The 19,615-nt window shown below is 69.9% G+C and carries 21 protein-coding genes and 2 pseudogenes; 9 read left to right on the top strand and 14 right to left on the bottom strand.

The features are described 5' to 3' along the window. From QOL99_RS06585 to QOL99_RS06535, 11 genes and pseudogenes are all read right to left on the bottom strand, one after another. Positions 1 to 557 (bottom strand): annotated as a pseudogene (locus tag QOL99_RS06585) (butyrate kinase); the annotation flags it as partial. A gap of 114 nt (positions 558 to 671) precedes the next feature. After that, positions 672 to 1,235: a ribosome hibernation-promoting factor, HPF/YfiA family gene (gene hpf, locus QOL99_RS06580; RefSeq protein ID WP_285522416.1), complete on the bottom strand. Its 564-nt coding sequence runs from the start codon at positions 1,233 to 1,235 to the stop codon at positions 672 to 674. 471 nt (positions 1,236 to 1,706) lie between these two features. Next, positions 1,707 to 2,909 carry an acyl-CoA dehydrogenase family protein gene (locus tag QOL99_RS06575; RefSeq protein WP_285522415.1) on the bottom strand — a complete coding sequence of 401 codons (1,203 nt, stop codon included), beginning with the start codon at positions 2,907 to 2,909 and terminating at the stop codon, positions 1,707 to 1,709. After that, positions 2,909 to 3,382: a hypothetical protein gene (locus QOL99_RS06570; RefSeq protein ID WP_285522414.1), complete on the bottom strand. Its 474-nt coding sequence runs from the start codon at positions 3,380 to 3,382 to the stop codon at positions 2,909 to 2,911. The genes QOL99_RS06575 and QOL99_RS06570 overlap by 1 nt, the downstream gene beginning before the upstream one ends. Before the next feature lie 8 nt (positions 3,383 to 3,390). Then, complete coding sequence (locus QOL99_RS06565) at positions 3,391 to 5,064, bottom strand: acyl-CoA carboxylase subunit beta (protein ID WP_285522413.1); 1,674 nt, start codon at positions 5,062 to 5,064, stop codon at positions 3,391 to 3,393. A gap of 66 nt (positions 5,065 to 5,130) precedes the next feature. Further along, positions 5,131 to 5,349, bottom strand: coding sequence for a hypothetical protein (locus tag QOL99_RS06560; protein ID WP_285522412.1), 219 nt, complete (start codon positions 5,347 to 5,349; stop codon positions 5,131 to 5,133). Positions 5,350 to 5,358: 9 nt separating this feature from the next. After that, on the bottom strand, positions 5,359 to 6,216 hold the full coding sequence (locus QOL99_RS06555; RefSeq protein WP_285522411.1) for a hypothetical protein: 858 nt from the start codon (positions 6,214 to 6,216) through the stop codon (positions 5,359 to 5,361). Positions 6,217 to 6,283: 67 nt separating this feature from the next. After that, complete coding sequence (locus QOL99_RS06550) at positions 6,284 to 6,913, bottom strand: CoA transferase subunit B (protein WP_285522410.1); 630 nt, start codon at positions 6,911 to 6,913, stop codon at positions 6,284 to 6,286. Beyond that, on the bottom strand, positions 6,913 to 7,608 hold the full coding sequence (locus QOL99_RS06545; RefSeq protein ID WP_285522409.1) for a CoA transferase subunit A: 696 nt from the start codon (positions 7,606 to 7,608) through the stop codon (positions 6,913 to 6,915). The genes QOL99_RS06550 and QOL99_RS06545 overlap by 1 nt, the downstream gene beginning before the upstream one ends. 17 nt (positions 7,609 to 7,625) lie before the next feature. Beyond that, the gene (locus QOL99_RS06540; protein WP_285522408.1) at positions 7,626 to 8,339 is read right to left on the bottom strand and encodes an alpha/beta fold hydrolase; all 714 of its coding nucleotides are present in this window, start codon (positions 8,337 to 8,339) and stop codon (positions 7,626 to 7,628) included. Further along, a complete protein-coding gene (locus tag QOL99_RS06535; RefSeq protein ID WP_285522407.1) occupies positions 8,332 to 9,417 on the bottom strand; it encodes an alpha/beta fold hydrolase in 1,086 nt (361 codons plus the stop codon). The genes QOL99_RS06540 and QOL99_RS06535 overlap by 8 nt, the downstream gene beginning before the upstream one ends. Before the next feature lie 109 nt (positions 9,418 to 9,526). Here QOL99_RS06535 and QOL99_RS06530 point away from each other — a divergent pair, with 109 nt between their 5' ends. From QOL99_RS06530 to QOL99_RS06510, 5 genes are all read left to right on the top strand, one after another. Beyond that, positions 9,527 to 10,687, top strand: coding sequence for an amino acid ABC transporter substrate-binding protein (locus QOL99_RS06530; protein WP_285522406.1), 1,161 nt, complete (start codon positions 9,527 to 9,529; stop codon positions 10,685 to 10,687). A 144-nt stretch (positions 10,688 to 10,831) separates the two neighbouring features. Beyond that, a complete protein-coding gene (locus QOL99_RS06525) occupies positions 10,832 to 11,692 on the top strand; it encodes a branched-chain amino acid ABC transporter permease (RefSeq protein ID WP_285522404.1) in 861 nt (286 codons plus the stop codon). After that, entirely contained in the window at positions 11,689 to 12,666 is a 978-nt protein-coding gene (locus QOL99_RS06520) for a branched-chain amino acid ABC transporter permease (RefSeq protein ID WP_285522402.1), read from the top strand. Before QOL99_RS06525 ends, QOL99_RS06520 begins: the two co-directional genes overlap by 4 nt. Continuing rightward, entirely contained in the window at positions 12,663 to 13,439 is a 777-nt protein-coding gene (locus tag QOL99_RS06515; protein WP_285522400.1) for an ABC transporter ATP-binding protein, read from the top strand. Before QOL99_RS06520 ends, QOL99_RS06515 begins: the two co-directional genes overlap by 4 nt. Beyond that, entirely contained in the window at positions 13,436 to 14,191 is a 756-nt protein-coding gene (locus QOL99_RS06510; protein ID WP_285522398.1) for an ABC transporter ATP-binding protein, read from the top strand. The genes QOL99_RS06515 and QOL99_RS06510 overlap by 4 nt, the downstream gene beginning before the upstream one ends. Before the next feature lie 149 nt (positions 14,192 to 14,340). Here the strand turns inward: QOL99_RS06510 and QOL99_RS17960 are convergent, their stop codons facing one another. Together QOL99_RS17960 and QOL99_RS06505 are read right to left on the bottom strand one after the other, a co-directional pair. Beyond that, the gene (locus QOL99_RS17960; protein ID WP_456318847.1) at positions 14,341 to 14,580 is read right to left on the bottom strand and encodes an Imm32 family immunity protein; all 240 of its coding nucleotides are present in this window, start codon (positions 14,578 to 14,580) and stop codon (positions 14,341 to 14,343) included. 40 nt (positions 14,581 to 14,620) lie between these two features. Continuing rightward, entirely contained in the window at positions 14,621 to 15,406 is a 786-nt protein-coding gene (locus QOL99_RS06505) for an alpha/beta hydrolase family protein (RefSeq protein WP_285522397.1), read from the bottom strand. A 53-nt stretch (positions 15,407 to 15,459) separates the two neighbouring features. Here QOL99_RS06505 and QOL99_RS06500 point away from each other — a divergent pair, with 53 nt between their 5' ends. Beyond that, positions 15,460 to 16,650, top strand: coding sequence for a class I SAM-dependent rRNA methyltransferase (locus QOL99_RS06500; protein ID WP_285522395.1), 1,191 nt, complete (start codon positions 15,460 to 15,462; stop codon positions 16,648 to 16,650). A 22-nt stretch (positions 16,651 to 16,672) separates the two neighbouring features. Here QOL99_RS06500 and QOL99_RS06495 read toward each other — a convergent pair whose 3' ends face one another. Beyond that, complete coding sequence (locus tag QOL99_RS06495; RefSeq protein WP_285522393.1) at positions 16,673 to 17,365, bottom strand: Crp/Fnr family transcriptional regulator; 693 nt, start codon at positions 17,363 to 17,365, stop codon at positions 16,673 to 16,675. Positions 17,366 to 17,687: 322 nt separating this feature from the next. Here QOL99_RS06495 and QOL99_RS06490 point away from each other — a divergent pair, with 322 nt between their 5' ends. The 3 genes and pseudogenes from QOL99_RS06490 to QOL99_RS06480 all read left to right on the top strand — a co-directional run. After that, positions 17,688 to 18,410 carry an ABC transporter ATP-binding protein gene (locus QOL99_RS06490; RefSeq protein WP_285522392.1) on the top strand — a complete coding sequence of 241 codons (723 nt, stop codon included), beginning with the start codon at positions 17,688 to 17,690 and terminating at the stop codon, positions 18,408 to 18,410. Positions 18,411 to 18,660: 250 nt separating this feature from the next. After that, complete coding sequence (locus QOL99_RS06485) at positions 18,661 to 19,152, top strand: fasciclin domain-containing protein (RefSeq protein WP_285522391.1); 492 nt, start codon at positions 18,661 to 18,663, stop codon at positions 19,150 to 19,152. Between the two features lie 79 nt (positions 19,153 to 19,231). After that, a pseudogene (locus QOL99_RS06480) lies at positions 19,232 to 19,615 on the top strand (VanW family protein); the annotation flags it as partial.

Below are 19,615 nucleotides of genomic sequence, written 5' to 3'. Positions count from 1 at the left end.
AAGGCAGTCACGCTGGTGGTGGCCCCCAGGTGCGCGACGACCACCCGCGCGTCTTGCAGGCGCATCCCGACCTCGTGCGCGGCGCGGCGGGCGACCACGCGGGCGTTCAGCGCATGAAAGCGCGGCTCGCGGGTCACGCCGGGGACGCCCGTCTCGCGGGCCTCGGGCAGCAGTTCGTTGACGCTCTGGGGGTCGACCACGTAGGCGGGCACCCCCCGCACCTGCCCCAGCCGCAGCGCCAGCGCCGCCCCCAGCCCGTCGCGGCCCGGTTCGGCAGCGTAGGCGGCCAGCGAGGGCGTGACCCGGTAGGTCCCCGCCGCCACTGCGCCCAGCCAGCCTCCCCGCCCCACCACCGCGTCGGGAGTGGGCCAGCCTGCCGTGGCCTCCAGAATGGCGGCGATCAGGGCATGCGGGTCAGACGCGGTCGCCAGCGGCACTTCCGCCCGCTCCAGACTGAGGCGCAGTTGCCCCGGCAGGGCCGGGTTGTCACTGGACAGAATGGTCGCGCACGCGAGTTTCACGCTGCTGGTTCCGGGGTTGACCACGTGCGCGATCATGAACACCCCACCCTAGCAGATGGCCCGCCCTGCCGCCGGAACAGGCAGGAGACAGGCGGAGGGGGAGAGGAGCGGCGGCGGCGCAGGCTCCTCTCCCCCTCCGGGGGCGGCCGCTCAGTTCGGCTCGATCAGCCCGTAGTGCCCGTCGCGGCGGCGGTAGACCACGCCGACTCCCTGCGAATCCATGTTGCGGAAGACGTAGAAGTCGTGGCCCAGCGCTTCCATCTGGGTGACGGCGTCCTCGGCGCTCATGGGGCGCACGTCAAAGCGCTTGGTGCGCACGATCTCGGGCTCGAAGTCGGTCACGTCGCCCAGCCCCGCGTCCACCTCGGCCTCGGCCAGCCCCGGCTCGGGCTGGGGGGCGGCGTCCTGGCGATGCTTCATGTATTTGGTCTTGAACTTGCGCAGCTGGCGCTCCAGCACGTCGCTGGCGCGGTCGATGGCCGCGTACATATCGGCGTGGTGTTCCTCGGCGCGGATGATGCCGTGCGGCACGTTCAGCTGCACCTCCACGCGGTTGCGCCGTCCGGCGTCGCGCACCTCACGGACCGTCAGGACCACGCGGGCGTCGGTGATCTGGTCACTGTAGCGGTCCAGGCGCGTCAGCTTCTCCTGCACGTAGTCGCGCATCGCTTCCGTCACGTCCACGTTCCGGCCAGACAGCTCATAGATATGCATAACTGGTCTCCTCGTTCTCGGTTCTCCGGGGAAGATGGCCCCGGGCACCTGCACTCTAGGCCACCTTTCGGGAGCGCGTCAGGCGACGCGGCCACAGCCGCCCCCGGCCGGGTGAGCTATGGTGCAGGGGTGAGCCCGCCCTGCTCCCGGCACGGCAGCAAAACGCCCACCCCCGCAGGAGTGGACGGACAACGGTTTGGAAGAGGTGGCCGGGGTCCCTAGCGGCGGTCGCGCACCCGGACCGGCACGGGCACTGGCCGGGGCTGCGGCGAACCCCTGAGCGCCTCGCGCAGCCAGTCGATAAATTCACGCAGGCCCTTCATGCACAGAGTGTAGAGGCTGAGGCGGAGGACAGATGCGCCCCCGCTTACGATGCCCCCATTGCGGAAAACTTCACCGGGAACGGGAGGTCGCCTCACCGGAAAGGCCCCGCCGGAAGTCGTCTCCCACAGGGCCCCCGAAGTGAAGCTGTTACTGCGCGAAGCGCTTCAGCACGTCGCGGCTGATCACCAGACGCTGCACCTCGTCGGTGCCCTCCCCGATGCGGGTCAGGCGGTTGTCGCGCCAGTAGCGCTCGACGGGGTACTCCTTGATGTAGCCGTACCCGCCCAGCATCTGGATCGCCTCGTCGCAGGCCTCCACGCCCACCGTCGTAGCGAACAGCTTGGCGCGGGCCACGGGCACCGTGAAGTTCATGCCCGCGTCCTTGAGGTCGGCGGCCTTGCGGATCAGCAACCGGGCGGCCTCCAGCCTCGTGTCGAGGTCAGCCAGCCGGAAGGCGATGTCCTGGTTGTGCGAGATCGGCTTGCCGAACTGCTCGCGCCCGGCGGTGTAGCGGGCGGCGTACTCGTAGGCGGCGCGGCCCAGGCCCAGGCCCATCGCGGCGATGCCCACCCGGCCCCCGTCGAGCACCTTCATCACGTCCTTGAAGGCGTTGCCGCGCTCGCCCAGCAGCGCGTCGGCGGGCAGGTGGATGTCCTCGAAGATCAGCTGCGCGGTGTCGCTGGAGCGCAGGCCGAGCTTGTCCTCCTTGCGCCCGATGGAAAAGCCCTGCACCTCGTCGCGGTTGAAGACGAAGGCGCTGATGCCGTCGTTCTTGCCCTTGCCGGGGCGGGCGGCGTCGGTGCGGGCCAGCACGACGTAGGTGCCGCCCACGCTGCCCTGGGTGATGAAGTTCTTGGAGCCGTTCAGGATCCACGAGCCGTCGGGCTGCTCGCGGGCGTTGGACACCATGCCGCCGCTGTCGCTGCCGCTGCCGGGTTCGGTCAGGCCCCAGGCCCCCAGCTTCTGCGCAGAGGCGAGGGCGGGCAGAAACTTTGCCTTTTGCGCCTCAGTTCCGCCGATCAGGATGTGGCCCTGGCACAGCGAGTTGTGCGAGGCGACGGTCAGGCAAAGAGAACCGTCCACCGCCGCCACTTCCTCGATGATCATGGCGAAGGTGGCGGTGTCGAGGCCCGAGCCGCCGTACTCCTCCGGGGTCTGGGCGCCCATGATGCCCATCTCGCCGAGTTCGCGGACGATCTCGAAGGGAAACTCGCCGGTCTGGTCGCGCTCGGCGGCGCCGGGCTCCACCTTCGACTTCAGGAAGCTCTTGAGCGCCGAGACGATGGTGCGCTGGTCGTCGTTGAGGGGCTGGGTGTTGGGGTTGGCGGGACGGTCGAGGGTGCTGGTCATCAGTTCTTCTCCTTTATCAGGGCATCTTCTTCGGCTCCGAACACCGTGCCGATGGTGAGGAGGACTTCTTCTGCAAAGAGGGTCAGCCCCGTGAGCAGGAGTTGAATCTGGGCGGGGCGCAGGTCAGACAGCAGAAAGGAGGCGTCGGTCAGCAAGACGGGTTCTTCACCTTCACCGCCGTCGTCACTGAACACCACGCTCCGTGCAAACACGCATTCCTCGCGCACTTCTTCCAGGCGCTGCCGGAGCGTTTCCAGATCTGGCACCTCCTCCTGTGGCAGCGGCAGAAAGTGCTGGGCGCGGACGGCCAGCGCCCTCGGCCCCAGCTCCAGAGGCGAGAGCGCGAGTTCCAGGCCGTCATCCGGGAGGGAAGCCCCACCCCGGATCACCGCGAACAGGACTTCTTCCTCGTAAGCCGTCTCGATATCCAGAGCACCGAGCTTCTCGATCAACTCCTTGACCAGTGGGTTCATCGTCTCCTTCATACCTGGAACACGCCCACTTTGAACTCTTCCTGATGTGGATTCTGGGCGCAGGCCTCCAGAGCGCGGATCAATCGGTCGCGGGTGTCCTGCGGCGGGATGATCTCGTCCACCCACAACCGGGCGGCGGCGTAGCGGGGGTCGAGTTCGGTGTCGTATTTGGCCTTGACCTCGTCGTAGAGGCGCTGCAACTCCTCGTCGTCGGGCTGGTGGCCCGCGCGTTTGAGGGCCGCGAGCTGGATGTCCAGCAGCGTCTTGGCCGCCGCGTTGCCGCTCATCACGGCGTACTTGGCGCTGGGCCACGCGAAGAGGAAACGCGGCGCGTAGGCCTTGCCGTTCATCGCGTAGTTCCCGGCCCCAAAAGAGCCGCCCGTGATGATGGTGATCTTGGGCACGACGCTGTTGCTGACGGCATTGACCAGCTTCGCGCCCCGGCGGATGATGCCTTCTTGCTCGGAGTCGCGGCCCACCATGAAGCCGGTCACGTCCGAGAGGAACACCAGCGGCACCCCCGCCTGGTTCGCGTCGAGGATGAAGCGGGCCGCCTTGTCCGCCGAGTCGCCGTAGATCACGCCGCCCACCTCGATGCGGGTGCGCAGGCCGGGTTCGCCGCCCGACTTGAGCTTCTTCTTGATGACCGTGCGCTGGTTGGCGACGAAGCCCACCGGAAAGCCGCCCACCCGCGCGAAGCCGCACACGATGGACTCGCCGTATTCGGGCTTGAACTCGTGGAACTCACCGCCGTCCACGACCGAGGTGATGAGGTCCCGCACGTCGTAGGTCTTGGACCCGTCGAAGCCTACGAGTGCGGTGAGGTCACGCTCTGGGGCGGGCTGCGTCTCCTTGCGGCGCCGGGCGAAGGGAGCCGGGTCGCCCTGCGCGTACAGGTCGGCCAGGGCCCGCACCCGCGCGAGCGCCGCGTCGTCGTCGGGTTCCTTGTAGTCCACCGTTCCGGCAATCGCGGCGTGCATGTCCGCCCCGCCGAGTTCCTCGGAGTCCACGACCTGCCCGATGGCGGCCTTCACCAGCGCGGGTCCGGCGAGGTAGAGGCCCGACCCCTCGGTCATGATCAGCGTGTCGCACATGACGGGCAGGTACGCGCCGCCCGCCACGCAGTTGCCCATAATCGCGGCAATCTGCGGGATGCCCCTCGCGCTCATGCGGGCATTGAGGTAGAAGACCCGCCCGAAGTCGTCCTGATCGGGGAAGATCTCGTCCTGCATGGGCAGGTACACGCCCGCCGAGTCCACCAGATAAATGACAGGGAGATGGTTCTCGAACGCGATGGTCTGCGCCCGGATCACCTTCTTGGCGGTGATGGGGAAAAAGGCGCCCGCCTTCACGGTGGCGTCGTTGGCGACGATCATCCAGGGGCGGCCCCCAATGGTGCCGATGCCGGTCACGGTGCCGCCGCTGGGGCAGCCGCCGACCTCCTCGTACATGCCGTACCCGGCGAAGGTCATCAGTTCGTCGAAGGGCGTGCCCTCGTCCACCAGGCGGGCGATGCGTTCGCGGGCGGTCAGGCGGTTCTTGTCGTGCTGGCGCTGCTGGGCCTTGGGACCGCCGCCCGCACGGACCGTCTGCTGGTCGGCGGCGAGGCGGGCGAGGGCGTCCGTCCAGGCGTCTGGCGCGGAAGAGGGCGGCGCCGGGGCGCGGGTGTCTGGTTGGGTCATCTGCCCGGGCAGTCTAACAAACGCCCGTTAGGGTTGGGGTGACGTGTCCAGCGTGGCAGAGCGGCCCTAACCGGCGCGGTCCAGCCTCCGCCCCAGCCACCACAGGGCCGCGCCGGAGAGGACCAGACCCAGCGCGGCGAGGGCAGCCAGAAGCAGCGCAGACTCCCGGGGCACGGGCGCGTCGGGGCCAAACCCCAGCCGCAGCGCTGCCAGTACCCCGAAGAAGCACGCCACCACCCCCAGAACGGACAGCCCGAACAGGACGCGCAGCAGGAGCGGGGGCATGGGCCCAGGCTACGGCAGCGCCCGCTCCAGCTCAGGCGGAAGCGTCGGCAGGAAGGGAAAGACCACCCAGCCGGGGAAGCCGTAAGGGCCGTGCTTCGTCACTCCCGAATATGGCGGCTCGGTCGGCACCCAGGGCGTGAGCTTGCGGTGCTCGCCCGGCGTGAAGACGGCGGCGTAGGCGTCCATCCCCGGCCGCACCCGTTCGATCAGGTGGACGGCGAGCAGCGGCGCACTCGCCCGAAAGGACAGCGGGCGCGGGCGGCCCCGGTCATCCTGAAAGCAGCGCGTAACGCTGGAGCGCACGTCGTCCACCACGAAGGCGGCGGGCAGTTCGGCCCGGTCGGGGATCAGGTCAGGCTGCGCCGCCCACAGCCGCTTCCCGAGCGTGCCGGAGGTGAACCCCCCGTCATAGGTCATCCACGGGTCGGTCTGGAGTCCCCGGCAGTCCACGCGGACAGCGGGGAAAAAGGCGAAGAGGAGCAGGCCCATCCCCCACAGCCACGGCGCGAGCGGTGTGGTGAGCGCCACACGCCGCGCCGCTCCCATCCGGCGGCGAAAGACCACCAGCACCCCGAGCGTCAGCAGCAGCAGCCCGGCGACCGGCGGCGCGAGGACCAGCGTTTCACCGTTGCCCGCCAGGATGGGGAGGGCGAACACTCCCACAATCAGCGCCACTCCCAGCCCCACCGTCAGCAGCAGCGTCAGGAAGGCGCCCACACCCCGGTCGCGCCGCACCCCGTAAGCGAACGCCGCCGCGCCCACCAGCAGCACCATCACCATGATCTCGGCTGGAACGCCGTACAGGAACCAGCACAGCAGATACCCCGTCGGCAGGGCAAGGAAAGTCAGGACGGCGGCGCGGCTCATCCCCGGCAGAATAGACAGAGCAGGGGCCGGACGCCCCCGCAGAAGCGCCCGGCTCCCTCCCCCTCCCCTACTCGTGAATCGTCGCGCCCGTCTTCGCCCGCAGCTCGTCCAGCGTGACGCCTGGGGCGAGTTCGACCAGCTTCAGACCTTCCGGGGTCACGTCCAGCACGCCGAGGTCGGTGATGATGCGGTCCACGACGGCCTTGCCCGTCAGCGGCAGGGTGCATTCACGCAGAATCTTGTGCGCGTCGCCTTTCGCCACGTGTTCCATCAGCACGACCACGCGCTGCACGCCCGCCACGAGGTCCATCGCGCCGCCCATTCCCTTGACCATCTTGCCGGGAATCATCCAGTTGGCGAGGTCGCCCCCCTCCGAGACCTGCATCGCCCCCAGAATGGCGAGGTTGACGTGCCCGCCCCGGATCATGGCGAAGGAGTCGGCGCTGGAGAAAAAGCTCGCGCCGGGCAGCGCCGTCACCGTCTGCTTGCCGGCGTTGATCAGGTCCGGGTCCACCTCAGCTTCGGTGGGAAAAGGGCCGATTCCGAGCAGCCCGTTCTCGGACTGGAGCATCACGGAGACGCCTTCCGGGATGTGGTTGGCGACCAGGGTGGGCAGGCCGATGCCCAGGTTCACGTAGTAGCCGTCTTGCAGCTCGCGGGCGGCGCGGGCCGCCATCTCGTCTCTCGTCCAGGGCATTACTGCCTCACCGTCCTCTGCTCGATGCGCTTCTCGGGGTTGGGATTGAGCACCACCCGCTGCACGTAGATGCCGGGGGTGTCGATCTCGTCGGGGTCGAGCTGTCCGACCTCCACGATCTCCTCGACCTCGGCCACCGTTACGCGGCCACAGGTGGCGGCCATCGGGTTGAAATTTTGCGCGGTCTTGCGGTACACGAGGTTCCCGCTGCGGTCGGCCTTCCACGCCTTGACGAGCGCGAGGTCGGCCTTGATGCCGCGCTCCAGGATGTACGTCTCGCCGTCGAAGTCCTTGTGCTCCTTGCCGTCGGCGACGACGGTGCCCACGCCGGTCTTCGTGTAGAAGCCGGGAATGCCCGCGCCCCCGGCCCGCATCCGCTCGGCCAGGGTGCCCTGGGGGGTGAACTCCAGCTCCAGCTCCCCGGCGAGGTACTGGCGCTCGAACTCCTTGTTCTCGCCCACGTAGGAGGAGATCATCTTGCGAATCTGGCGGGTCTGGAGCAGCAGCCCCAGGCCCCAGCCGTCCACGCCCGCGTTGTTGCTCACGGCGGTGAGGTCGCGGACGCCGCTGTCACGCAGCGCGAGGATGAGTTGCTCGGGAATCCCGCAGAGGCCGAAGCCCCCCACGGCGACGGTCTGGCCGTCGGCCACCACATCTTGCAGCGCCTCACGGGCGCTCGGGTACACCTTGTTCATGTCGGCTCCAGGGTAAATCAGGACAGGGACCGGAGGAAGTTCTCCAGCAGGGCACGGAAGGCGGCGGGGTCTTCCTGCGGAAAGCCGTGGCCCAGGCCCGGCAGCACGGTGGCCGAGGTGCCCAGCGCCCTCGCCTGCTCGCGCACCAGTTCGGGCGTGACCAGCGCGTCCAGCTCGCCCCCCAGCACCAGCACGGGCAGCCCGGCGAGGCGGGAGGGGTCCACGCTCCAGCTCGCCAGGGCGCGGGCATTGCCGCTGTAGTGGCCCGGCGCCATCTGGCCCGCGTGGTCCAGCAGCTCCGGGAAGTTGTCCGGGCGGCGGGAGGGGAACAGCGCGCCCAGGCTCATCTCGCGCAACCCCGCATTGCCGCGCAGCAGCTCCAGCACGGGGTAGTTTTCCTCGGGGGTCACCAGGCCGGTCAGGGGAGCCGACGCCGCCAGGATCAACCCGGCGTAGGCGTCCGGGCGGCGGGCCGCTGCCTCCAGCACGACCGCCCCGCCCAGCGAGTGCCCCAGCAGCACCGGGCGGGTCACCCCCTGACCCTCCAGCCAGCCCTCCAGCCAGTCGGCGTAGGCGGCGATGCCGACCTCGCCGTCGTGGGCGGTGCCCGCGAAGCCGGGGAGGTCGGGGGCGAGGACGCGCCAGCCCCCCGGCGGGTCGGCGAGCAGGTCCGCCCACCACGCCGAGGACGCGAAATTGCCGTGCAGGGCGACCAGCGTGCGCTCAGGCATGAGGAACCTCCCCCGCGCCTGCCAGGTCCGGCGGCAGCGCGGCAGCGGCGAGCGTGTCGTCGAGCAGGCCGCGCAGCAGCCCCGCGAAGGGGGCCGTGTCCTGCACGCACCCCAGGTGTCCCCAGGCCGAGCCGTACTCGAAATGGGTGTGGGCCACGCCCGCCGCCTGGCTCGCCTCTGCGAAGGCCCGCATCTCGTGGGCGGGGAAGAACCCGTCCCCCCGGATGTTCACGGTGAGCAGGCGCAACCCCGCCTCCCGCCAGCGGGCGAACAGCTCGGGGCGCGGCGCGACCGCGTGCAGGTCGTGCGTCTGCACCACCCGCGCGATGTCGAGGATATGGGCGAGGCTGGCCGTCCCCGAGCGCGAGCGCAGGTAGGCCCCGAAGTCGGTGTCCCGGAAGGCGGCCTCCAGCCCATCCGACCCCATGCCGAACAGGGAGATCAGGCGCAGCGCCCCCTCCAGTCCGCCCGTGGGGGCCACGTCGCGCATCAGCGGCCCGAAGGCGCCCCGCAGGACTGGCCCCGCGCAGGGGCTGGTCGCCACCGCCGCCACCCGGGGAGCCAGCTCGGGCGTGCGGGCCGCCCACTGGAGGGCCTGCATCCCCCCGAAGCTGGGGCCGATCACCGCGTGCCAGCGCTCCACGCCGAGCTGCCGCATCAGCTCCAGTTGCAGCGCGTGCAGGTCGGCAAAGTTCCAGGCGGGAAAGCGCTCGCCCCAGGGCTGGCCGTCGGGGTGCCCGGTGTCGGGGCCGGTCGTCACGACCGCCGGGTCGCGCACCTGCACGTTCGACAGCGTGTTCATGGCGACCACGAAATAGCGGCTCGTGTCCACCGCCCGCCCCGGCCCGATCAGGGGGGCCCACCAGCCCGGTGTCCCGTCTGCCCCCATCCCTGCCGCCTGTGCGGTGCCGGTGTAGTAGTGGCACACCAGCACGGCGTTGTCCCGCGCCTCGCTGAGCCGCCCCCACGAGCGTCCACCCAGCCGCACCGGCACCCTCACCCCCCCCAGCGCAGCCTCCACCTCCAGCGTGAATGCCGCGCCCTCCCTGTCCTCGCCCCTGCCCTCACCTTGTCGCATGTCGCCTCCGAGGGTAGGGGGAAGACGTTACGGGGCGGTCACAGCCCCGGAGCGCGGCCCCCCGGCTGTAACGCGGGCGTGATGGCCTGCGGCTACACTCACCCCGAACATGAAAAAGATGCTTCTGACGGGCGTACTGCTCGCGCTGTCCAGCGCGGGCGCGGTGAAGGTCGGCGCGTTGCTTCCCCTCTCGGGGGCGGGCAGCGTGTCGGGGCAGGCGGCCCGCAACGGCTACCTGCTGGCACTGGAGGAGATCAACAAAGCAGGCGGCGTGCTGGGGCGGCCCCTGGAACTGGAGTTCGCCGATGACGGCAGCAGTCCGGCCAAGGCGGTTCCGGAGTTCGTCAAGATGGTGACCGTGGAGAAGGTGGACTTCATGGTGGGCGGGGTCAGCAGCGCCACCTCCATCGCCATCAGCGGCCCGGCCAAGCAGTACAACACCTTCATGGCCTGGATCGGCGCGGCGGCGGTGCCCGTCGAGGACGCCTTCGCCGACCACAAGTACTTCTTCCACTACCACCCCTGGAGCTACTACAACTTCGAGGCGATCCTCGACTACTTCAAGCACCTGCGCGTCACCAAGAAGGCCCGCAACATCGCCATCGCCTACGAGGACGGCCCCTTCGGGTCGGCGGGCATCAACGACACCGTGGCGGCCTTCAAAAAGGCGGGCTTCAACGTCGTCATGACCGAGAAGTTCAAGACCGGCAGCGGCAACTTCGGCCCGATCGTCAGCAAGGCCAAGGCCGCCAAGCCCGACATCTTCTACTGGGTGGGCTACGACACCGACGCCCTGCCGCTGGCGACCGAGATCAAGCAGCAGAACCTCAACGTGGGCCTGATCTACGGCACGCCGCCCTCGTGGCCCGTCGGCTTCGAGAAAAACCGGCTGGCCGACAACGTGGCGGGCCTGAGCCTGTGGCTGCCCACCAGCCCCAACAGCCAGAGCCGCGCCTTTGTCAACGCCTACCGCAAGAAGTTCGGCAACGTGACCGAGGAGTATTTCGCGCCGCTGGCCTACGTGAACCTGAAGACGCTGGCCGCCGCCATCAACAAGGCGGGCAGCACCGACAAGGACAAGGTGGCCGCCGAGCTGGCGAAGACGAACACCCAGACGCCCTTCGGCCCGCTGACCTTTTCCAGGAGCAACAAGACCCGCTACCAGGGCTTCAAGGCCGGAAGCTGGCTGAGCTTCCAGTACCTCGCGGACGACCGCGTGCCCGTCTACCCGCTGAAGTCGGCCAAGAAGACGACGGTCTGGGGCAGGTGAGCCAGACGGGGTCGGTGGTTGACCCTCTGACCTAGACCTAGAGCCCGGCCACCGACCCGCCCATCAGGGCCGCCCGCCACCACCGGGGCGGCTCCCCCTTTGCCTCCCCTCCCCTTCCCTTTCCTCTCCCCCACGGAGCCCTGCATGGAACTCTTCTTACAAACCCTGCTCAATGGCCTGCTGCAAAGCGGCATCTACGCGCTCGTCGCGTCGGGACTGGCGCTGGCGGTCGGCGTGGTGGGCATCGTGAACTTCGCGCACGGCGAGTTCCTGATGATCGGCGCGTTTCTGGCCTGGGCGCTGAGCGCGTACCTGGGCGTCGATCCGCTGATCTCGCTGCCGTTCGCCGCGCTCGCCGTCTTCGGCGTCGGGGCGCTGACCTACCGGGTGAGCATCCGGCACGTGCTGCTCGCGCCCGAACTCAACCAGATGCTGCTGACCTTCGGACTGGGCATCCTGCTGCAAAACCTCGCGCTGATCTGGCTGGGGGGCAACACCCGCACGGTGACGACCCCGTACCAGGGCAGCAGCCTCTCCATCGGGGAACTCAGCGTGGGCGGGCCCAAGGCCATTGCGTTCGGGCTGGCGGTGCTGATTCTGGGGGCGCTGTACGGGGTGCTGTACCGAACCACCCTGGGCCGCCAGATGCGGGCGGTGGCGCAAAACCGCCGGGGCTCGCAACTCATCGGCATCGACGTGGAACGGGTGTACCTGATCGCCTTCGGGGTGAGCTGCGGACTGGCGGCCATCGCAGGCGTGCTCGTCGCCGTGCTGCTGTTCGCCTCGCCGACGGTGGGGCTGGTCTTCGCGCTGAAAGCCTTCGCGATCATCGTGATGGCGGGCCTGGGCAACCTGACGGGCGTGCTGTGGGCGTCGGTGGTGCTGGGCGTGTCGGAGGCGCTGGTGCAGACCTACGTGCCGGGCGGCGGCGGCTGGAGCGACGCGGTGTTCTTCCTGCTGATCTTTGCCACGCTGGTGTTCCGCTCGTTCAGGGGAGCCAGATGAGCCGGGCGATGGACGGGGGCCGCGCCGTGGTGCGCCGTCCCGACGTGCCGCTGCGGGCGCTGCTGCCGCTGGGTCTGTTCTTCCTGCTGGCGCTGGTCTTTCCCTTCCTGCCGCTGGGAGAACGGAGCGAGTACCTGCTCCAGATCGCCTTTTTCACGCTGGTTGCCGGGGTGCTGGCGCTGTCGTGGGACATCCTGGCCCGCAGTGGGCAGGTCAGCCTCGCGCACGCGGCCTTCTACGGGCTGGGCGCTTACGGCTTCGCGCTGCTCGGCAAGGTGATGCCCTGGTTCCTGGCGATGCCCGCCGCCGCCCTGATCGCGGGCCTGATCTCGCTGATTCTGGGGGCCGTGACCATGCGCCTGAGCGGGATGTACTTCGCCATCGCCACCCTCGCCTTCACAGAGGTCGTGCGGACGATCATTCAGAACCTGCCGGAAGCCACGGCGGGCGGCGCGAACGGGCTGCTGGTTCCGGCGCTGCTGGGCGGGAATGCGCGGGCGCAGTATTTCCTGGCGTTCGGCATCCTGCTGTTCACGGCCCTGGTCAGCCTCGCCATCCGGCGGTCGCGGCTGCACCACGCCTTCGCCGCGATCCGGCAGGGCGAGGAAACCGCGCGGGTGCTGGGGGTCAGCGTGGTGAAGTACAAGCTGCTGGCCTTTTTCATCTCGTCGTTCCTGGCCGCGCTGGGCGGGGTGCTGTACGCGGGCAAGACCTTTTTCATCAACCCGCTGGAAACCTTCAGCCTCGCCAACTCCATCGCGCCGCTGACGACCTCCATCTTCGGGGGGCTGTACACCACGCTGGGGCCGATTCTGGGGGCGACGGTGCTGCGGGTGGCCGAGGAGATCCTGCACAACTCCATCAAGAACGGGTACCTCGTGGTCTACGGGCTGGTGCTGATGCTGAGCATCCTGTGGCTGCCGCGCGGGCTGATGGGGCTGCTGAGGCGCGGCAAGCATGGGGGGGACGTATGACGGCAGTGGGTGTGCAGCCTTCAGCGGTGGGCCGGGGGGACGTGGTGCTGCGGGCAGACGGCCTCAGCAAGCGCTTCGGGGGGCTGCTGGCGGTGCAGAACGTCAGTTTCAGCCAGTACGACGGCGAGATTCTGGCGGTGATCGGGCCGAACGGGGCGGGCAAGACCACGCTGCTCAACCTGCTCTCGGGCGTCTACCGGCCCAGTTCGGGGCGGCTGCACCTGCTGGGGCGTGACGTGACGCAGGAGCCGATGGAAGCGCGGTGCCACGCGGGGCTGGGGCGGGCCTTCCAGATCGTGCGGCCCTTTCCGGAGATGACGGTCCACGAGAACGTGACGGTGGGGGCGCTGTTCGGCACACGCGGCACGACGCTGGGGCAGGCGCGGGAGCGGGCCTATGACCTGCTGGAGCGCACCGGCCTCGCCGCCCACGCCGACAAGGAGGCGCACGAGCTGACCCTGCTGCAGGACAAGCGGCTGGAGGTCGCCCGGGCGCTTGCCACGCAGCCGCGCGTGCTGCTGCTCGACGAGGTGATGGCGGGATTGCGGCCGGGGGAGGCGCAGGAGGCGGTGGGGCTGGTCCGCAGCGTGCGCGACAGCGGCGTCAGCGTGCTGTTTATCGAACACATCATGCCGGTGGTGCGCGACCTCGCCGACCGGGTGGTCGTGATGGACCAGGGGCAGGTGCTGGCCGAAGGCACCTACCACGAGGTCACGGCGAATCCGCAGGTGGTCGCCGCGTACCTGGGGACGGAAGAGGGGCTGCACGCATGACAGCGACACAGATCAACTCAACGGGGACACGCCTTCAGGGCCAGGACCTCGTCATCGAGAACCTCGCCGCCGGATACGGCAAGGTGCAGGTGCTGTGGGACGTGAGCCTGCGGGTCGCTCCCGGCGAGTTCGTCGCCATGATCGGGGCGAACGGGGCGGGCAAGACGACCACCCTGCGGGCCGTGAGCGGCGTGGTCAAACCCTCGGCGGGGCGCATCACGCTGGGCGGGCGGGACATCACCCGCGCCGCGCCCTCGCAGATCGTGGGGCTGGGGCTGGGGCACGTGCCCGAGGGCCGCGAACTGTTCCCGCTGATGACCGTGCGCGAGAACCTCGAACTCGGCGCGGCGATGCGCCCCGAAGCGCGGGCGGTGCAGGCGCAGACGCTGGCGCACGTCTACGAGCTGTTCCCGCGCCTCAGCGAGCGGGCGGGGCAGCTCGCCGGAACGCTCTCGGGCGGCGAGCAGCAGATGGTGGCGGTGGGCCGGGCGCTGATGGGCCGCCCCTCGGTGCTGGTGGTGGACGAGCCCTCGCTGGGCCTCTCGCCGCTGATGACCCAGACCGTGTTCGGGGCGCTGAGGGCCGTCAACGAGCAGGGGGTCACCGTGCTGCTGGTCGAGCAGAACGTGGGCCTGAGCCTGAGGCTCGCGCACCGGGCCTACGTGCTGGAAAACGGGCAGGTCGTGAAGGAGGGGAGCGGGACGGAGTTGCTCGCGGACCCGGCGGTGCGGGAGGCGTATCTGGCGCTGTAGGCCGGAGCAAGCGGAACGGGGGGCGTGGGAGAGGCAATCCTGCGCCCTTCGCTTTGGTCTATTCACGGAGAGAAGGGCGCTGAATCTCCCCTGCCCCACCTCATCGGAGGGATTCAAGTTCGCCCCCAACACAATGCCCATAGCAAACTTCACTCCTGCCCAATAGCACCGTGCTGCAAGATTAAGGGGAGCGAGCCGAGGTTAAGGCCACTCCAGTCCTCCAAATGCTGATGCACCCCCGGCTGGCGTTCGGCGAGGTCAAGTAGCATTCGCGCAAGCGTCCGCAGGCCTGCCGCATTCCCCTGTAGGACGAGAACACCGTCGAATTCCCGGAGGTCAATTGCTGCGTCAGCCTCCCAGGGGTCGCCAGATTGCGGTTCACCTGTCATACGGACAAACTAGCCGTTATGGGAAGCGGTTTGAAGATGCTTACCCCCCCGTCAAAAACCGCCCCGTCTCCCGGTACAGCATCTCCACCGCCTCCAGCGAGTCGAAGGTGTGGTTGGCGCCGGGAATCGCCACCGCGTCGCCGCCGAGGGCCTGGGCGTAGCGCACCCCGTAGGCGGGTGGGCAGACCGTGTCGGCGTCGCCGTGGAAGACGCGGGCCACCCCTCCCCAGCGGGCGGCAGCTTCCAGGGGTTTCACGCGGGGCATCTCCAGCAGGAACTCGCGGCCCAGCGGCCAACCGCCGTAATCGCGGATCACCGGGGGCGCGTAGCCGCCGCGCAGGAACCCCAGCCACAGCTCGGGCAGCGCGGGTGCCCACAGCGCGAGGCGGTGGGGCCGCACCCGCTCGGCGGCGAGGGCCGCGACGAGGCCGCCCATGGAAAAGCCCAGGAGCATCACCCGATCGGGGTCGAGCATGGGCAGGCCGCGCAGGTACCCGAAGGCGGCCTCCGCGTCCTCCACCTCGCGGGCGACCGTCATCTCGGAAAAGTCGCCCTCGGACTCGCCGCTGCCCCGGAAGTCGAAGCGCAGCGAGGCCACCCCCCGCGCCGCCAGATACCGCGAGAACAGCGGCAGCAGGCGGTGGTCCCCGGCGCGGTTGCCGGTAAAGCCGTGCAGCATGACCACGCTGGGCCAGCCCTGCGCCGGACGTCCCCCGCCCAGGCGGTGTTCCCCGGGGCCGCGCTCCTCTGGGCCGCGCTCCTCGGGGACGTGCAGCATCCCGTAGACCCGCTGACCGCCCACCACGAACGCCGCGAACTGTTCCATGCGCCCGATGATGGCAGAGCGGGCCGCCCCCCTGCCCCTGCTAGCCTGCACCCATGACGAAGGCGAGCAGGCTGGCGAGCGTGACCCTGAAGCCGGGAGCGGTGCGGCGCGTCTCGGGGCGCTACCCCTTCGGGCACGCGGGGGACATCGGGGAGGCGGGGCCGGGGATAGAGCCGGGCGAGGTCGTGGACGTGCGGGCGCCGGACGGGACGCTGATCGGGCGCGGCTATTTCAACCCGCAGGGGGCCACGCCGCTGCGGATGCTGACGTGGACGCCCGGCGAGGCGATTGACCTGAAGTTCTACCGCTCGCGGGTGCGGGCGGCGCTGGCCCGGCGCGAGGGCCGTGTCGTGGGCACCGACGCCCGCCGCGTCCTGTACGCCGAGGCCGACGGGATGCCCGGCGTGGTGGCGGACCAATTTGGAGACGTGCTGAGCGTGCAATTCCGCAACGCGGGCGTGGAGCGCCACCGCGACCTGATCCTGCGGGCGCTGCGCGAGGAGACGGGCGCGACCTCCGCCTTCGAGCGCAGCGACACGGGCGAGCGCCGCCGCGAGGGGCTGGAGTTGCACACGGGCGTGCTGTGGGGTGACGTGCCCGAGCGCGTGACCTTCCATGAGGACGACCTCACCCTGCACTTCTCCCCCTTCGACGCGCAGAAGACCGGCTTTTTCCTCGACCAGCGCGACAACCGGCGGCTGATGCGCTCGCTCGTCCGGCCCGGCGAGGGCTTTCTGGACGTGTACTCGTACACCGGGGGCTTCAGCCTGCACGCGGCGCGGGCGGGGGCCAAACCCGTCGCGCTCGACAAGGATCAGGCCGCGCTGGGGGTGCTGGAGCGCGAGGCCCGCGAGAACGGCGTGGGGGTCGGCATACGCTGGGGGGACGCCATCGAGACGCTGACGGCCCTGGAGCGCGAGAAACGGACCTTCGGGGCGGCCGTGCTGGACCCGCCCACCCTTGCCAAGCGCAAGGAGGACGTGCCCCGCGCCAAGCGCATCTTCACCGACGGCGCGGCCCGCGCCCTGCGGATGCTGCGGCCCGGCGGATACCTGCTGGTCAGTACCTGCGCCCACTACATCCGGGTAGACGACCTGCTGGACGCGGCGAGGGTCGCGGCGGGCGAGGCCGACTGCGGCGCGGAGGTCGTGGCGATCACCTACCAGCCCGCCGACCACCCCCACCTGCTGAGCGTGCCCGAGAGCCTGTACCTCAAGAGCGTGCTGCTGCGGAAGGAGGCGTAGGGCGAGGGGCGAGGGGCCTCCTTCAGTCCGGGTCCGCCGCCTCCAGCGACACCTGATCGAGCGCCGCCGGGTTGAGCAGGGTCACGCTCTGGGGACCGACGCGCAGCAGGCCCTGGCCCTCCATGCGCCTCAGCACACGCACGACCGTCTCGCGGCTGCTGCTGGTGCGGGCCATGATGTCGGAGGTGGAAAGGGGCAGCACCTCCGGGCGCGGGACGCCCGCCGACACCCGGACCGCGTGCAGGTGGCCGAAGACGTGCGCGAGGGCTGCCTCGGTGTTCAGCCCGAAGGCGATCAGTTCGTCGTTGAGCAGGGTGACCCGGCGGGCCAGCATCTCGGCGAGGTTCCACAGCACCTGCGGGTGCTGGCGCAAGATCAGCTCGAAGTGGCTGCGGTAAAGCATCAGGGTGCGGACCTCTTCCAGCGCCCGCACCGACGCGCTGCGATCCTGCCGGGCCAGCACCGCCGTCTCCCCGATCACGCCCGGCGCGTAGAGGTCGCCCAGCACCCGCTCCCGGCCTCCCACGCTCACGCGGCTGACGCGAACCACCCCCCGCGTGACAAGGTGCAGGGCCTCGCCCTGGGCGTCTTGCTCGACGATCAGCTCGCCGCGCCGGAAGTGCCTGGGGGTGACGATCCGGGCGGCCTCGCGCACGGCGGCTTCCGGCACGTCGTGAAACAGCGGCGAAGTTCTCAACTCGTCCAGACCGGGCATCCCGCCCATGCTAGAGCATTGNCCTGGGGGTGACGATCCGGGCGGCCTCGCGCACGGCGGCTTCCGGCACGTCGTGAAACAGCGGCGAAGTTCTCAACTCGTCCAGACCGGGCATCCCGCCCATGCTAGAGCATTGGACAGAATTACGGCCCCCGGGGAAGGGCGCCCCAGGTGCCTCCATTCTGCCCAATGCTCTTCTTCAATTCGCTCGCTCTGCTGCGCAGCTTTGCAAGTCCGCTCGGCCAACGAATGCGGAAACCCATCGCATTCTTATGGCAAATGCTCTAGAGCATCGCCCGGCCCGCCCGCACCGTGCGCTACAGTGCCGCGCGTGACCGCCGCCCCTGCCCCCCCTCCCCCCGCCCTGGAAGCCCGCGAGGTGCGGCACGGTTTCGGGGACCAGACGGTGCTGCACGGCGTCTCGCTGGCGGTGGCGCCGGGCGAGGTCGTGGCTGTCTCGGGGCCGTCGGGCAGCGGCAAGAGCACGCTGCTGCACCTGCTGGGCGGGCTGGACACGCCGCAGGGGGGCGAGGTCTGGTGGGCAGGCGAGCGGATCGACACGCAAGGCACCCAGGCGCGGGCGCGGCGGCGGGCCGGGCGGGTAGGACTGGTCTTTCAGCACCACTACCTGCTCGAGGACCTCAGTGTGCTGGACAACGTGCGGGTGCCCGCGCTGCTGAGTGGCGAGGAGGGCGCGGAGCGGGCGCGGGGGCTGCTGGAGCGCGTCGGCCTGGGGAACCGGGGGCGTGACCTTCCCGGTGTCCTCTCGGGCGGCGAGCGGCAGCGGGTGGCCCTGGCCCGCGCACTCGTGACCCGCCCCGCCATCGTGCTGGCTGACGAACCCACCGGGAGCCTCGACCGCGCCAACGCCGACCGGGTGGCCGAGTTGCTGCTCGGCCTCGCGCGGGAGGAAGGCTCGGGGGTCTTGCTGGTCACCCACGACGAGCGGCAGGCAGGGCGGGCCGACCGGGCGCTGCATCTGCTCGACGGGCGAATACAGGCAGAACAGGGGCTGGGGGAGGAACGCGGCCACCACGCCTCCTGACGCTCCCTGCTGACGCTTCCGGGCCTCCTGACGCTCCTTGCTGACCTGAGCGTCCCCTGTGCCCGCCGTTAAGGGGCCTTGCGGACGCGGGATTGTACGGCCTCCTACCCCACCGGGGGGCAGGCGCCCTTACGCTGCGGGAGCCTTCCAGGCAGTGGAATTCGTCAAAAGCGCAGCCGACACCCGGTTCGGGAGGGACAGGCCCTCCTGACGCCGCTGCCGCTGGAAGCCGTGTTCAAGGAGGATCACCATGAAGCAGCGCCTGATGTGGATCAGCACCGTACTCCTGCTCGCCCCTACCGCCGTCGCGGGGGGTGGCCAGAGCGTGCCTGCGGGCAACACCATCGCCGCGATCGTCTCGAACGATCCGAACTTCAGCACGCTGCTCGCGGCTGTGCAGGCCGCCGGGCTCACGCAGACCCTGGCGCAGCCCGGCCCCTACACGGTCTTTGCGCCGACCAACGCGGCCTTTGCCAAGATTCCCGCCGATCAGCTTCAGGCCCTGCTGAACAACCCCGCGCAACTCCGCGCCGTGCTGCTCTATCACGTCGTGCCCGGCCGGGTAACGGCGGCGCAGGTGACCCGCCTAAGCAGCGCCCGCACCGTGCAGGGGGCCAACGTGACCATCAACGCCAGCGGCGGCATGGTCATGATCAACGACGCGACCGTCACCCGTGCGGACGTGCGGGCCAGCAACGGCATCATTCACGTCGTGGACACGGTGCTGCTGCCCCCCAACTGACCCGGCGCGGCAAGGAGGGGGTCAGGCCCGAGGTGGCGACTGACCCCTTTCTCATCCCGCCCTTCTGGAGGACGCCACGATGACTCTCCCTTTGACCCTGCGGCGCGGAGCAAGCCGCCTCGCCCTCCTCGCCGGAGCCCTGCTGCTTGCCGCCGGACAGGCTCCCCCGGTGCCCCCTGGCGTGGACCGGGAACTGCGGCCCCAGACCCTGCGCCTGAAGGTCGTGGCCCCCGAACCCGTGCTGATCGGCGGGGCGATTCGTTCCCGCGACCTCGTGCAGACCTACCCCCTGACGCTCAGCGCCCAGGAACGGCGCCGGGTGCAGGAGGGTCAGGTCGGTCCCGAACTCGCCCGGCGGCTGGAAGGGCTGTATGCCCGCATCGAGGCGCGGCGGCCCCGTGACGCCCGCTTCGTGCGGGAGGGCGGGGCGTGGGTCGCGCAGGCCCGGACCGGGTGGGCGGTG

The organism is Deinococcus rhizophilus, from assembly GCF_030271215.1.
Taxonomy (GTDB): Bacteria; Deinococcota; Deinococci; order Deinococcales; family Deinococcaceae; genus Deinococcus; species Deinococcus rhizophilus.
The sequence above is the reverse complement of the archived record's forward strand: the minus strand, read 5'-3'. Positions and strand labels throughout refer to the sequence as shown.